This is a genomic window from Pseudomonas sp. PS1(2021), from assembly GCF_020405165.1.
Lineage (GTDB): Bacteria > Pseudomonadota > Gammaproteobacteria > Pseudomonadales > Pseudomonadaceae > Pseudomonas > Pseudomonas aeruginosa.
Genome location: NZ_CP084484.1, coordinates 6,532,243 through 6,545,773, shown reverse-complemented (window position 1 = coordinate 6,545,773; position 13,531 = coordinate 6,532,243). Strand labels below are relative to the sequence as shown.

The following is a 13,531-nucleotide window of genomic DNA, read 5'->3' as shown; positions in this document are numbered from 1 at the left end:
GGGCCGTCCGCCTCAGTTCCCCTCCCGGCGCAGCGCCTGCGGGGTGAAGTCGCGCGGCCCGACCTGCACGCCGAAGTCGTACATCGGCTCGTTGTTGTCCAGCCCATCGACGAAGTAGCGGCCGCCCTTGAAGTCGTAGATCGCTTCCAGGGTGCTGGAGACCAGCGGCACATCGTAGTAGTTGATCGGATGGACCTCCTGGGCCCGGGTCAGCAAGCCATCCTTGTCGTAGATGTCGGCGGCGAGGATCTGCCAGCTGTCTTCGTCGAGGTAGAAGCGGCGCTTGGCGTAGGGATGGCTGAAGCCCTTGCGCAGGGTCGCCTCGACCACCCAGACGCGATGCAGCTCGTAGCGCAGCAGGTCGGGATTGATGAAGCGGCTCTTGAGGATGTCGCCATAGGCGAGGCCCTTCTGGTGCACCGCGTAGCTGTTGTAAGGCACCAGCATCTCGCGCTTGCCGAGCAACGCCCACTCGTAGTGGTCCGGTGCACCGTTGTAGACATCCACGGTGTCCGCCGTGGCCATGCCGTTGGTATCCGGCTGCAGGCTGTCGTAGGCCAGGGTCGGCAAGCGCCGCACGCGCCGCTCGCCACGGTTGAAGCGCCAGGCCTTGCGGATCGACAGCACCTGGTCGAGGGTTTCCTGCACCACCAGCGCCGAACCGGCCAGGCGCGCCGGCGCGACCACCTTGTACTTGTAGTAGAACAACGTGTTGTCGAGGTTCTCCGGGATCATCCCCTCGCGGCCATAGACGAAGTACAGGTAGCGGTCGAGCTTGAGCAGGTTGTAGCTGCCGTTGGCCAGCACCGCCGCCTGGTTGGTCTGCAGGTGCAGTTGCTCGCCGCGGTAGCGCATGATGTGGTTCCAGATCGCTTCCTGGCCGCTCTGCGGCAGGGGGAAGGGCACGCCGGCGGCAGCGCCCTGCACGCCGTTGCCGTCGGCGATCAGCTCGGCGCGGCTGGCGTTGGCGCGGGTAGCGTCGTACAGGCGCTGCGGCAGGGATGCGCTGCGGCGGGTGGGGAAGACCCGCAGGTGGTAGTCCGGGTTGGCCTGCAGCAAGGCCTGGGTGCCCGGCGTCAGCAGCGCCTGGTAGGCGGCCATGTTGCGGCTGTCGAGGACCAGGCGCGGACGATCGGCGGCGAACGGGTCGAGGTGATGCATGCCGGGCCGGTAGCCGGCCGGCGCCTGGGTGATGCCGCCGGTCCAGGGCGGGATGCTGCCATCGGCGTTGCCGGCCCGCTCCGCCCCCAGCGGGGTCAGGTCCTGGTCCAGGCGTGCGGCCTGGACTTCGTCTACCTTGGCCTGCGCCGCCCAGGCGCAACCGGCCCCGAGCAACAGGATGCCCAGTTTCTTCAACACAGCAGTCTCCTTTGCAGCCGGCCGAGCCGTGCCGCTCTTATTATTGGATCCGGCCGAAGCCGGGAAACGTGCAGCTTGAAGGTGAGGTCCGCCGGGTGTTCCCGGTCTGCTTGGAGTCCCGGCGCCGGTTCGGCGCCAGGGGTACGTCGCTGGTGCGGTGGATCAGTCGACGCGCTCGAACTTGAGGTCCCAGACGCCATGTCCCAGGCGCTCCCCGCGCCGCTCGAACTTGGTCACCGGACGCTCTTGCGGGCGCGGCACGAAGCGGCCGTCTTCGGCCTGGTTGCGGTAGCCCGGCGCCGCGCTCATGACGTCCAGCATGTGCTCGGCATAGGGCTCCCAGTCGGTGGCCATGTGCAGCACGCCGCCGACCTTCAGCTTGCGCCGCACCAGTTCGGCGAATTCCGGCTGGACGATCCGCCGCTTGTGGTGGCGCTTCTTGTGCCAGGGATCGGGGAAGAACAGCAGCAGCCGATCGAGGCTGGCGTCGGCCACGCAGTGGCGCAGCACTTCCAGCGCGTCGCAGCTATACACCCGCACGTTGCCCAGGCCCTGGGTCAGCAGGCCGTTGAGCAGCGCGCCGACGCCCGGCTTGTGCACCTCGACGCCGATGAAGTCGATGTCAGGCGCAGTGGCGGCCATTTCCAGGGTGGAATGGCCCATGCCGAAACCGATCTCGAAAGTCCGCGGCGCCTGGCGACCGAAGATCGCGTCGAAGTCCTGGACCTCATCGCTCAGTTCCAGGCCGAACTTCGGCCAGCCCAGGTCGAGGCCACGCTGCTGGCCTTCGGTCATGCGCCCGGCGCGCATCACGAAGCTCTTCACGGTGCGCATCGGCCGTGCTTCGTCGTGTTCCGCCAGGGAGTCCTGGGCCGGGGATTGCGGGGTATCGCTCATGGAAAAGAAAACCTTGCTAGAGACAGAAGGGCGGGCTGCCTGCCGGACGCTTCCCGCATCCGGCGGACAGCCCGCCCCAGGTAGTCGGTATCAGTCGATCAGGCCGTCCAGCGGCGACGAGGCGCTGGCATACAGCTTGCGCGGCATGCGTCCGGCCAGGTAGGCGAGACGACCGGCGACGATCGCGTGCTTCATGGCCTCGGCCATCATCACCGGGTCCTTGGCATGGGCGATGGCGGTGTTCATCAGCACCGCCTCGCAACCCAGCTCCATGGCGATCGCTGCATCGGAAGCGGTGCCCACGCCGGCGTCGACCAGCACCGGGACCTTGGCTTCCTCGAGGATGATGCGCAGGTTGTAGGGGTTGCAGATGCCCAGGCCGGAGCCGATCAGGCCGGCCAGCGGCATCACCGCGATGCAGCCGATCTCGGCCAGCTGGCGGGCGATGATCGGGTCGTCGCTGGTGTACACCATCACGTCGAAGCCGTCCTTCACCAGTTGCTCGGCGGCCTTGAGGGTCTCGACGACGTTGGGGAACAGGGTCTTCTGGTCGGCGAGGACTTCCAGCTTGACCAGGTTGTGCCCGTCCAGCAGCTCGCGGGCCAGGCGGCAGGTGCGCACGGCCTCGACCGCGTCATAGCAGCCGGCGGTGTTCGGCAGGATGGTGTAGCGATCCGGCGGGATCACATCCAGCAGGTTCGGCTCGTCGGGATTCTGCCCGATGTTGGTGCGCCGCACCGCCACCGTGACGATCTCCGCTCCGGAGGCCTCGATGGCCCGGCGGGTCTCGTCGAGGTCCTTGTACTTGCCGGTCCCCACCAGCAGGCGCGAGCCATAGGTACGGCCGGCGATGACGAAGGGGGTATCGGTACTGGATGCTTGGCTCATCGGATGACTCCTGGATGGAAAGGCTTGCGGGGCCGATGGAAGGGTTCGGGGGCCAGGCCTAGCCGCCGCCGATGGCGTGGACGATCTCCACGCGGTCGCCATCCTTGAGCGCGGTGCTGGCGTGCTGGCTGCGCGGCACGATATCCAGGTTCAGCTCGACGGCCACGCGGCGGCCGCCAAGCTCCAGGCGGGCCAGCAGGTCCGCGACGCTCTGCGCGTCGGGCAGCTCGAAGGGCTCGCCGTTCAGTTGAATCTGCATGGCTGGACGGTCACGAAAGTGAAAGGGAGCGGCATTCTAGCCCGATCCACCCCGATGACCAAGGCGCCTTGTCGACAAGTGCGCCGCCTGAGGCAACCGGTCTCAGGCGTTGCCCAGGCGCCAGGCGGCCAGCCCCAGGCACAGCCAGCCGGCGAGGAAGGAGACGCCGCCGAACGGGGTGACGATGCCGAGCTTGCCGATGCCACTTAGGGTCAGCAGGTAGAGGCTGCCGGAGAACAGCAGGATGCCCAGCGTGAACAGGCCACCCGCCGCGCTCACCAGGCGGCCGTCCAGGCGGGTGGCGAGCAGCGCCACGCCGAACAGCGCCAGGGCATGGATCAACTGGTAGTGCACGCCGGTCTGGAATACCGCCAGGTACTCGGCGCTCAGCTGCTTCTTCAGGCCGTGGGCGGCGAACGCCCCGAGGGCCACGCCGGTGAAACCGAAAAATGCCGCCAACAACAGGAAGGGACGAAGCATGGACAAGACTCCGGTGATAGCATCCAGCCCGCTATAATGGCCGCCCCCTTCTTCCAAGCCAAGCCGCGCATGTTGCGATCCCTGTTCCGCCGCCTGTTCAAGTACCTGCTCTGGTTCATGGCCGCCAGCGTCGTGCTGGTCGCGGTCCTGCGCTGGGTGCCGCCACCGGGGACCATGGTCATGGTCGAACGCAAGGTCGGCTCCTGGGTCGACGGCCAGCCCATCGACCTGCAGCGCGACTGGCGCTCCTGGGAGCAGTTGCCGGACAGCCTGAAGGTCGCGGTGATCGCCGGCGAGGACCAGCACTTCGCCGAGCACCACGGCTTCGACCTGCCGGCCATCCAGCAGGCCCTCGCGCACAACGAGCGCGGCGGCAGTATCCGCGGCGCCAGTACGCTCAGCCAGCAGGTGGCGAAGAACGTCTTCCTCTGGTCCGGGCGCAGTTGGCTGCGCAAGGGCCTGGAGGCCTGGTTCACCCTGCTGATCGAGACGCTCTGGACCAAGCAACGAATTCTCGAGGTCTACCTGAACAGCGCCGAATGGGGCCCGGGCGTCTTCGGCGCGCAGGCTGCGGCACGCTATCACTTCGGCCTCGACGCCGAGCGCCTGAGCCGCACCCAGGCCAGCCAGCTCGCCGCGGTGCTGCCCAGCCCGCTGAAATGGAGCGCGGCCAGGCCGGGCCCCTACGTACGCCAGCGCGCGGCCTGGATTCGCCAGCAGATGTGGCAGTTGGGCGGCGACGACTACCTGCTGCGCCTGGAGCGCTGAAAGCTCAACGCGGCGGTTTTTCCAGGGCCTGGCGCGGCACCGCGAGCATCAGTCGCAAGTCGTCGTCCGGCAGGTGCGCGGTCAGGCCCAGTTGCGGATAGACCCAGGCCTCGCCCTGGGCCAGTTGCAGGCGCAGGCGCGGCTGGCCGAGACTGGCCAGCAGCCGCTCGGCACCGACCCTGCCTTCGGGAATCATGCTCAGCGCCACGATCGGCTTGTCGCCCAACTGTCCTTCCAATCCGGCGCTCAATGGCTGCGGCGCGCTGCCAGGCTGCAACGCAGATGCCCGCTGCAGGCTCAGTTGCTCCTCGGCGCTCAGGCCCAGCTCGCCTTCCACCTGCCAGGGGCCGCCGTCGCCCAGCAGGCGGCCACGGAAGGCCAGGCGCACGCCATCCAGGCGCGGGTCCACCCACAACTCGCCATCCACCGCGTCGTGCAGCTGGCGCAGGGTCAGGGCGTTGTCCGCCAACGGCGCCAGCACCTGCTCCTGCCAGTCGGCCAGCCACGGCAACGGCCGCGCCGGTTCCGGCGTACGGACCAGCCAGGCGCCGACGACGAAGGTCAGGACCGCCAGCGACAGGTAGAACAGCCAGCGGGTATTGCGCGGCATGGGATTCCTCCGGGCAGAAAAAAACCGCACCCTTGCGGGGTGCGGTTTTCGCGAGGCGCGGCGATCAGGCGAGAATCCGCCCTTTCAGCTTGCTCATGGCGTTCTTTTCCAGCTGCCGGATACGCTCGGCGGAAACGTTGTACTTTTCCGCCAGGTCGTGCAGCGTGGCCTTCTCCTCGGACAGCCAGCGCTGCTGGAGAATGTCGCGGCTGCGCTCGTCGAGGCCTTCCAGCGCCTCGTGCAGGTTGGCGCTGGAGCTGTCGCTCCAGTCGGCGTCTTCCAACTGGCGCGCCGGGTCGTAGCGGTGGTCTTCGAGGTAATGCGCCGGCGACTGGTAGGCGCTCTCGTCGTCCGCGTCGGCGGCTGGGTCGAACGCCATGTCCTGGCCGGTCAGGCGGCTTTCCATCTCGCGCACTTCGCGGGGCTCGACCCCCAGGCTCTCGGCGACGCGATGGACTTCCTCGTTGTTCAACCAGGCCAGGCGCTTCTTCTGGCTGCGCAGGTTGAAGAACAGCTTGCGCTGCGCCTTGGTGGTGGCGACCTTGACGATCCGCCAGTTGCGCAGGATGAACTCGTGGATCTCCGCCTTGATCCAGTGCACGGCGAAGGACACCAGGCGAACGCCCATTTCCGGGTTGAAACGCTTCACGGCCTTCATCAGGCCGACGTTGCCTTCCTGGATCAGGTCGGCCTGGGCCAGGCCGTACCCCGAATAACTCTTGGCGATATGAACAACGAAGCGCAGGTGCGCCAACACCATCTGCCGCGCCGCTTCCAGGTCTTGCTGATAGAAGAGGCGTTCGGCCAGTTCACGCTCCTGTTCCGGCGACAACAGCGGAATGCTGTTCACCGAGTGCACGTAGGCTTCCAGGTTTGCGCCTGGAACCAAGGCATGTACAGGTTGCAAAGAAGTGGTCATGCGAATCCTCCGATTCACGAAACTCGCGCAGTGTAGCACTCGGATATCTGACTGCAAGCGGGTGTATAAGTTCCTTTACAGCGACCCGCCGGCCGGTCGTGATTCCCCTGTCCTCAGCGCGGCGCCAGCTCGCGCAGGTGGCGGGCCACGGCCAGCCAGGCGCCGACCCAGCCAAGCAGCACCGCGCCGACGGTGAGCGACAGGCCGTCGTCCAGCGGCACGCCCTGCAGGCCGAAGTCGCTGCCGTACAGCCCTGAAAGGTTGACCACCGAACCGTTCAGCCAGTTCAGCGAATAGGCCAGCAGCGCCCAGGACAGGATGCCCGCGCCCAGGCCGTACAACGCGCCCATGTACAGGAATGGCCGGCGCACGTAACCGTCCGTCCCGCCGACCAGCTTGATCACCTCGATTTCGTTACGGCGATTTTCGATGTGCAGGCGGATGGTGTTGCCCACCACCAGCAAGAGGGTCAGCACCAGCAGGATGGTCAGGCCGAAGACGAAGCGTTCGCCGAGCTTGAGGATCGCGCTCAGGCGCTCGACCCATACCAGGTCGAGCTGCGCCTGCTGCACATGAGGCAGCTCCGCGAGCTGCTGGCGCAGTGCCTCCAAGCCGGCCCGGTCGATCTGCTTGGGCGTGACCGAGATCACCGGCGGCAGTGGGTTCTCCGGCAGCTCCTTGAGCGCTTCGCCCAGGCCGGACTGTTCCTGCAATTCGCTGAGCGCCTGCTCGCGGCTGATCAATTGGGCCTCGATCACGTCCGGCAGGCGCTCGATCTGCTCGCGCAGGTCCTGGCCCTGGTTTTCGCTGGTCTTCAGGTCGAGGAACAGGGAGATCTGCGCCGCCCGCTGCCAGGAGCCGCCGAGCCGTTCGACATTGTTCAGCAGCAGCGAGAGGCCCATCGGCAGGCTCAGGGTGATACCCATCACCAGGCAGGTGAAGAAGCTGCCGAACGGGTGGCCGAACAACCGGCGCAGGCTGTCCACCAGGCTGGCGCGATGGCTTTCCAGGTAGGCGCTGAACGAGCCGCTCCAGTCGGTCTGCTCCTGGCTCGGTTTCTCGCGGGTCTTGCGTTCCGGTGCGCCCTCTTCGGGGCCACGGGGAAGATCGTTGGCGCTCATCAGGCCTCATCCTCACGGTCAGCGATGATCCGGCCACGCTGCAGGGTCAGCATGCGATGGCGCATACGGGCGATCAGGGCCAGGTCGTGGCTGGCGATCAGTACGGTGGTGCCCAGGCGATTGATATCCTCGAACACGCCCATGATTTCCGAGGCGAGTCGCGGGTCGAGGTTGCCGGTGGGTTCGTCCGCCAGCAGCAGGGCCGGCTGGTGGACGATGGCGCGGGCAATGCCGACCCGCTGCTGCTGGCCGGTGGAAAGGTCGGAAGGCAACGCCTCGCCCTTTTCCTTCAGGTTCACCCGCTCCAGGGCCGAGGCCACGCGCTTGGCGATCTCCGGCTTGGGCATGCCGAGGATCTGCAGCGGCAGGGCGATGTTGTCCGCCACCGTACGATCGGTGAGCAGTTGGTGGTTCTGGAACACCACGCCGATCTGCCGGCGCAGGAAAGGGATCTGCGCGGTAGTGATGCGCCCCAGGTCCTGGCCGCCGAGCAACAGCTTGCCGCTGGTCGGTCGCTCCATCGCCAGGATGAGGCGCAGCAGGGTGCTCTTGCCGGCGCCGGAGTGGCCGGTGACGAAGAGGATCTCGCCACGGTGCACGCGGAAGGACACCTCGTGCAGGCCTACGTGGCCGTTGGGATAGCGTTTGCCGACCTGCTCGAAGCGGATCATGCGTTCTCCCGCTCTGCGAAGAGTGCCTGGACGAAGGCGTCGGCCTCGAAGGTACGGAGATCGTCGATCCCCTCGCCGACACCGATATAGCGGATCGGCAGGCCGAACTGCTTGGCCAGGGCGAAGATCACCCCGCCCTTGGCGGTGCCGTCCAGTTTGGTCAGGGCCAGGCCGGTCAGCTCCACCGCGAGGTTGAACTGCTTGGCCTGATTGATGGCGTTCTGCCCGGTGCCGGCGTCGAGCACCAGCAGGACCTCATGGGGCGCCGTCTCGTCCAGCTTGCCGATCACCCGGCGCACCTTCTTCAGCTCCTCCATCAGGTTGTCCTTGGTATGCAGGCGTCCGGCGGTATCGGCGATCAGCACGTCGATGCCGCGGGCCTTGGCGGCCTGCACCGCGTCGAAGATCACCGAGGCGGAGTCGGCGCCGGTGTGCTGGGCGATCACCGGGATGCGGTTGCGCTCGCCCCAGACCTGCAACTGCTCCACGGCGGCGGCGCGGAAGGTGTCGCCGGCGGCCAGCATGACCTTCTTGCCCTCGAGTTGCAGCTTCTTCGCCAGCTTGCCGATGGTGGTGGTCTTGCCCACGCCGTTCACCCCAACCACCAGGATCACATAGGGCTCGCGCGCGACGTCGACCTGCAACGGCTGCTCCACCGGGCGCAGCAGGCTGGCCAGCTCTTCCTGCAGCGCCTTGTACAGCGCGCCGCTGTCGGCCAGCTCCTTGCGCGCCACGCGCTTGGTCAGGTTCTGCACGATCAGGGTGGTGGCCTCGACGCCGACGTCGGCGGTCAGCAGGCGCGTCTCGATGTCGTCGAGCAGGTCGTCGTCGATTTCCTTGCGGCCGAGGAACAGGCTGGCCATGCCTTCGCCGATGCTGGCGCTGGTCTTGGACAGTCCCTGCCGGAGGCGGGCGAAGAAGCCCGGCCTGGTCGCCGGCTCGCTGACTGCCGGCGCGGCGGCCAGCGGCGCAACGGGCTCGGGCTCGGGCTCGGGCTCGGGCTCGGGCTCGGGCTCGGGCTCGGGCTCGGGCTCGGCAGCCAGGATAGGCTCGGGTTGCGCGACGGGCGCCTCGGGCCGGGGCGAATGCTCCTCGGCCGACGCTGGCTCGTCACTGGCGAGCGGTGCTTCGGCAACCGGCGCCGGCTCGGCCGGCTCGGCAGCGGAGGGCTGCTGCCGACCTGGCTGTTCTGTCAGGGATTGCGCCACGTCATCGGCAGGCGCGCGCTGCTCGGCGGCCGCTGTCTCGGAGACCGGCTCGACAGGCTGATCGGCAGGCTGCTCGCCGGCTTGCGGCTTTTTCCGCCACCAGCCGAACAGACCTTTCTTTTCCCCGCCCTGCGGGGCCTTCTTGTCGTCGTTGGAACCAAACATGAATGCTTGTATCTCAAGGGAGCGGCACGGGACGTGGCCGCCCGGAAAACGGATGGGTATCCTAGCATCTCCTCGCCCGACGGGGCTAAGGGTCCTGCCCCGCAGTGACCTGAGACCCCGGTGGCGGCACGAAAGGTCCAGATCACCATGAAAACCCCAGCTCGCCGCCGCGTCGGCCTGCTCCTAGCCAGCCTTTGTCTCCCGCTTTTCGCCCAGGCGGCGGAAACCCAGCCCACCCACGAGTTCAGCCTCGACAACGGCCTGAAGGTCATAGTGCGTGAAGACCACCGCGCCCCGGTGGTGGTTTCCCAGCTCTGGTACAGGATCGGCTCCAGCTACGAGACACCCGGGCTCACCGGCCTGTCCCACGCCCTCGAACACATGATGTTCAAGGGCAGCCGCAAGCTCGGCCCGGGCGAAGCCTCGCGGGTGCTGCGCGACCTGGGTGCGGAAGAGAACGCCTTCACCACCGACGACTACACCGCCTATTACCAGGTCCTGGCCCGCGACCGCCTGCCGGTGGCGCTGGAGATGGAAGCCGACCGCATGGCCCACCTGAGCCTGCCGGCCGACCAGTTCAAGAGCGAGATCGAGGTGATCAAGGAGGAGCGCCGCCTGCGCACCGACGACAATCCCAACGCCCTCGCCTTCGAGCGCTTCAAGGCCGCCGCCTACCCGGCCAGCGGCTACCACACCCCGACCATCGGCTGGATGGCCGACCTGCAGCGCATGACCATCGACGACCTGCGCCACTGGTACGAATCCTGGTACGCGCCGAACAACGCCACCCTGGTAGTGGTCGGCGACGTCACCGCCGACGAGGTCAAGACCCTCGCCAAGCGCTACTTCGGCGAGATCCCCTGGCGCCAGCTGCCGCCGGCGCGCAAGCCGCTGGAACTGGCCGAGCCCGGCGAGCGCCGGCTCAAGCTGTACGTACGCACCCAGCTGCCGAACCTGATCATGGGCTTCAACGTGCCCAGCCTGGGCAGCAGCGAGAACCCTCGCGAAGTCAACGCCCTGCGCCTGATCGGCGCGCTGCTCGATGGCGGCTACAGCGCCCGCCTGGCCTCGCGCCTGGAGCGCGGCGAGGAGCTGGTCGCCGGCGCCTCCACCTACTATGACGCGTTCAACCGCGGCGACAGCCTGTTCGTCCTCTCGGCCACGCCGAACGTGCAGAAGGGCAAGACCCTCGAGCAGGTCGAGGCCGGTCTGTGGAAGCAGCTCGATGACCTCAAGCAGAACCCGCCCAGCGCCGCGGAGATCGAGCGCGTGCGCGCGCAGATGATCGCCGGGATGGTCTACGAGAAGGACTCCATCGCCGCCCAGGCCAGCAGCATCGGCCAGCTGGAAAGCGTCGGCCTGTCCTGGAAGCTGATCGACCAGGACCTGGAGGCCCTCAAGGCAGTGACTCCGGACGATATCCAGAAAGCCGCCCGCACCTATTTCACCCCGTCGCGCCTGACCCTGGCGCAAGTGCTGCCTGTGAAGGCCGAGGAAAAGGAGGCCCGTCATGAGTGAGCGCACAGGGCTGCGTTATGGCCTGCTCGGCCTGATCGTCATCGCGTTGCTGGCCGCGCTGGCCTATTTCGTCGCGCGTCCCCCCCAGACCCCGGCGGCGGCCCATGCCGCGGCGGTCGAGGAAAACCAGTTGCAGTCGCTGAAGGACGTCGCCAAGCAGGCGCCGGTCCATCGCAAGCTGGACATCCAGGAATGGAAGACCGCCGAAGGTGCCAAGGTACTGTTCGTCGAAGCCCATGAACTGCCGATGTTCGACCTGCGCCTGACCTTCGCCGCCGGCAGCAGCCAGGACGCCGGCACCCCCGGCCTGTCGATGCTGACCAACGCCATGCTCAACGAAGGCGTGCCGGGCAAGGACACCACTGCCATCGCCGCCGGCTTCGAGGACCTCGGCGCCTCGTTCAGCAACGGCTCCTACCGCGACATGGCGGTGGCCGGCCTGCGCAGCCTGTCCGATGCCGACAAGCGGACCCAGGCGCTGAAGCTGTTCGAACAGGTGATCGGCCAGCCGACCTTCCCCGAGGACGCTCTGGCACGCATCAAGAACCAGGTCCTGGCCGGTTTCGAGTACCAGAAGCAGAACCCCGGCAAGCTGGCCGGCCTGGAGCTGTTCAAGCGCCTCTATGGCGAGCATCCCTACGCGCACTCCAGCGACGGCGACGAAAAGTCCGTTCCAACGATCAGCCGCGAACAATTGCAGGCGTTCCACAAGAAGGCCTACGCCGCCGGCAACGTGGTCATCGCGCTGGTCGGCGACCTCTCGCGGCAGGAGGCCGAAGCGATCGCCGCGGAAGTCTCCAAGGCGCTGCCCCAGGGCCCGGCGCTGGCCAAGACCGTCCAGCCGGAAACGCCCAAGCCCGGCCTGACGCACATCGACTTCCCCTCCGAGCAGACCCACCTGATGCTCGCCCAGCTTGGCATCGACCGCCAGGATCCCGACTACGCGGCGCTCTACCTGGGCAACCAGATCCTCGGCGGCGGCGGCTTCGGCACCCGCCTGATGGACCAGGTGCGAGAAAAGCGCGGCCTGACCTACGGCATCTATTCCGGCTTCACCGCCATGCAGGCACGCGGTCCGTTCATGATCAACTTCCAGACCCGCGCCGAACTCAGCGAGGGGGCGCTGAAGCTGGTCCAGGACATCGTCCGCGACTACCTGGCCAACGGCCCGACCCAGAAGGAACTGGACGATGCCAAGCGCGAACTGGCCGGCAGCTTCCCGCTGTCCACCGCGAGCAACGCCGACATCGTCGGCCAGCTCGGCGCCATCGGTTTCTACGGCCTGCCGCTGGACTACCTGGAAAGCTTCCTCAAGCAGGTCGAGGGACTCAGCGTCGAACAGGTCAGGAGCGCCATGGCCAAGCACCTGGACGCCGACGCCTTCGTCATCGTCAGCGCCGGCCCGAGCGTGCCGCAGAAACCCCTGCCGCCACCCACCGCCAAGCCGGCCCAGCAACCCAGCGGCGTTCCGGAGCATTGATGAGCAAACCTACTGCGAAAGCCCCCGGCCGCCACGGCGGCCAGGGACAGCTGCGGATCATCGGTGGCGAATGGCGCAGCCGGCGTTTCGTCTTTCCCGACGGGCCCGGCCTGCGACCGACCCCGGACCGGGTCCGCGAGACCCTGTTCAACTGGCTGGCACCCTATGTCGAAGGCGCACGGGTGCTCGATCCCTTCGCCGGCAGCGGCGCGCTGTTCCTCGAGGCGTTGTCGCGCGGCGCCCGCGAAGGGCTGGCCCTGGATACCAACGGCGAAGCGGTGGCGGCCCTGCGCAACCACCTCGACGCGCTCAAGTGCGGCACCGCCCAACTGGTCCTCGGCGATGCCGTGCGCTACCTGGGAAACCAGGCTCCGAGCGCCTTCGACCTGGTGTTCCTCGACCCGCCGTTCCATCAGAACCTGCTGCAGGACGCCTGCCGCCTGCTCGAAACCCGCGGCTGGCTGAACCCCGACGCCTGGATCTATACCGAGAGCGAGAGCGTCCCCTCGTCCCTCGGCCTGCCCGGAAACTGGCGGCTGCACCGGGAAAAGAAAGCCGGCAACGTACATTACGCGCTCTGGCAGCGGGGAGCCTGAGGATGAGCCCGGCTTCCGCGAGCATTCGCCAACGCCTGCTGGCGCTTGGCGAGCCTTGCGCGGCGCAATCCGCCGCCGACTGGCAGGGCGATATCGCCCTGCCCGCCGAGCTGGAGCGTTTCTACCGCGAGGTCGGCCCACTCGACTGCACCCTGGAGAGTGCCGGCAACCCATTTTTCCTGCCGTCCCTGGCCCGCCTCTGGCAGCGCCAGGCCGGCTATCGCTGGCACGGCATCAGCGGCGAGCGCCTGTCGGGCTGGCAGGACGACTGGCTGGTGGTGGCCGACCAGGGCGCCGACCCGTTCATCCTCGAGACCGGCAGCGGGCGCATACTCTTCGACCTGCATGGCGGCAGGGGCTGGGACCCGGCGCCGTGCTTCGACGACCTGTGGCAGATGGCGGCCAGCCTGGCCTGCTTCGGCGAGGTCTGGAGCGGCGCCGGCGAGGACATCCTGCTGGACGACTGCAGCGTCGCGCCCCGCTATCGGCAGCAGCTCGTCGACGAACTGCAACCGATCCTCGGTTCGCGCCAGCGGGCGGAGGACCTCGCCGACGAGTTCGGCTGGTAAGCTGGTGGCCACACCACCACCGC

At 67.6% G+C, this 13,531-nt stretch carries 15 protein-coding genes; 5 read left to right on the top strand and 10 right to left on the bottom strand.

All coding sequences use genetic code 11. The features are described from left to right. Window positions 1-12: 12 nt before the first annotated feature. From LE197_RS31010 to LE197_RS30990, 5 genes are all read right to left on the bottom strand, one after another. Complete coding sequence (locus tag LE197_RS31010) at window positions 13-1,359, bottom strand: DUF1329 domain-containing protein (protein ID WP_019681563.1); 1,347 nt, start codon at window positions 1,357-1,359, stop codon at window positions 13-15. Between the two features lie 162 nt (window positions 1,360-1,521). Further along, window positions 1,522-2,193: a tRNA (guanosine(46)-N7)-methyltransferase TrmB gene (gene trmB / locus LE197_RS31005; protein ID WP_213087695.1), complete on the bottom strand. Its 672-nt coding sequence runs from the start codon at window positions 2,191-2,193 to the stop codon at window positions 1,522-1,524. A 153-nt stretch (window positions 2,194-2,346) separates the two neighbouring features. Then, entirely contained in the window at window positions 2,347-3,144 is a 798-nt protein-coding gene (locus LE197_RS31000) for a thiazole synthase (protein ID WP_003084517.1), read from the bottom strand. A 58-nt stretch (window positions 3,145-3,202) separates the two neighbouring features. Continuing rightward, a complete protein-coding gene (thiS, locus tag LE197_RS30995; RefSeq protein ID WP_003084514.1) occupies window positions 3,203-3,403 on the bottom strand; it encodes a sulfur carrier protein ThiS in 201 nt (66 codons plus the stop codon). A gap of 102 nt (window positions 3,404-3,505) precedes the next feature. Next, entirely contained in the window at window positions 3,506-3,883 is a 378-nt protein-coding gene (locus tag LE197_RS30990) for a DUF423 domain-containing protein (RefSeq protein WP_003084513.1), read from the bottom strand. A 36-nt stretch (window positions 3,884-3,919) separates the two neighbouring features. Between LE197_RS30990 and mtgA the strand changes: the two genes are divergently transcribed. Beyond that, window positions 3,920-4,651, top strand: coding sequence for a monofunctional biosynthetic peptidoglycan transglycosylase (gene mtgA, locus LE197_RS30985; RefSeq protein WP_003100972.1), 732 nt, complete (start codon window positions 3,920-3,922; stop codon window positions 4,649-4,651). Window positions 4,652-4,655: 4 nt separating this feature from the next. Here the strand turns inward: mtgA and LE197_RS30980 are convergent, their stop codons facing one another. The 5 genes from LE197_RS30980 to ftsY all read right to left on the bottom strand — a co-directional run bounded on the left by LE197_RS30980 (window position 4,656) and on the right by ftsY (window position 9,345). Then, window positions 4,656-5,261 (bottom strand): hypothetical protein, encoded by a 606-nt coding sequence (locus LE197_RS30980; protein WP_003084511.1) that lies wholly within the window; start codon window positions 5,259-5,261, stop codon window positions 4,656-4,658. A 64-nt stretch (window positions 5,262-5,325) separates the two neighbouring features. Then, the gene (gene rpoH / locus LE197_RS30975) at window positions 5,326-6,180 is read right to left on the bottom strand and encodes an RNA polymerase sigma factor RpoH (RefSeq protein ID WP_003084510.1); all 855 of its coding nucleotides are present in this window, start codon (window positions 6,178-6,180) and stop codon (window positions 5,326-5,328) included. A 113-nt stretch (window positions 6,181-6,293) separates the two neighbouring features. Continuing rightward, window positions 6,294-7,301 carry a permease-like cell division protein FtsX gene (gene ftsX / locus LE197_RS30970; RefSeq protein WP_003084508.1) on the bottom strand — a complete coding sequence of 336 codons (1,008 nt, stop codon included), beginning with the start codon at window positions 7,299-7,301 and terminating at the stop codon, window positions 6,294-6,296. Next, entirely contained in the window at window positions 7,301-7,972 is a 672-nt protein-coding gene (gene ftsE, locus LE197_RS30965) for a cell division ATP-binding protein FtsE (RefSeq protein WP_003084505.1), read from the bottom strand. The genes ftsX and ftsE overlap by 1 nt, the downstream gene beginning before the upstream one ends. Continuing rightward, window positions 7,969-9,345, bottom strand: a complete 1,377-nt coding sequence (gene ftsY / locus LE197_RS30960) for a signal recognition particle-docking protein FtsY (RefSeq protein WP_061201405.1) — start codon at window positions 9,343-9,345, stop codon at window positions 7,969-7,971. Before ftsY ends, ftsE begins: the two co-directional genes overlap by 4 nt. Before the next feature lie 120 nt (window positions 9,346-9,465). Between ftsY and LE197_RS30955 the strand changes: the two genes are divergently transcribed. The 4 genes from LE197_RS30955 to LE197_RS30940 are packed head-to-tail and all read left to right on the top strand — an operon-like array spanning window position 9,466 to window position 13,508. Continuing rightward, window positions 9,466-10,863: a M16 family metallopeptidase gene (locus LE197_RS30955; protein ID WP_003084498.1), complete on the top strand. Its 1,398-nt coding sequence runs from the start codon at window positions 9,466-9,468 to the stop codon at window positions 10,861-10,863. Further along, complete coding sequence (locus LE197_RS30950; RefSeq protein WP_003459246.1) at window positions 10,856-12,343, top strand: M16 family metallopeptidase; 1,488 nt, start codon at window positions 10,856-10,858, stop codon at window positions 12,341-12,343. Before LE197_RS30955 ends, LE197_RS30950 begins: the two co-directional genes overlap by 8 nt. Beyond that, the gene (gene rsmD / locus LE197_RS30945; protein ID WP_003102864.1) at window positions 12,343-12,939 is read left to right on the top strand and encodes a 16S rRNA (guanine(966)-N(2))-methyltransferase RsmD; all 597 of its coding nucleotides are present in this window, start codon (window positions 12,343-12,345) and stop codon (window positions 12,937-12,939) included. The genes LE197_RS30950 and rsmD overlap by 1 nt, the downstream gene beginning before the upstream one ends. A gap of 2 nt (window positions 12,940-12,941) precedes the next feature. Continuing rightward, window positions 12,942-13,508: a hypothetical protein gene (locus tag LE197_RS30940; protein ID WP_003110405.1), complete on the top strand. Its 567-nt coding sequence runs from the start codon at window positions 12,942-12,944 to the stop codon at window positions 13,506-13,508. The last annotated feature ends 23 nt before the right edge of the window (window positions 13,509-13,531 follow it).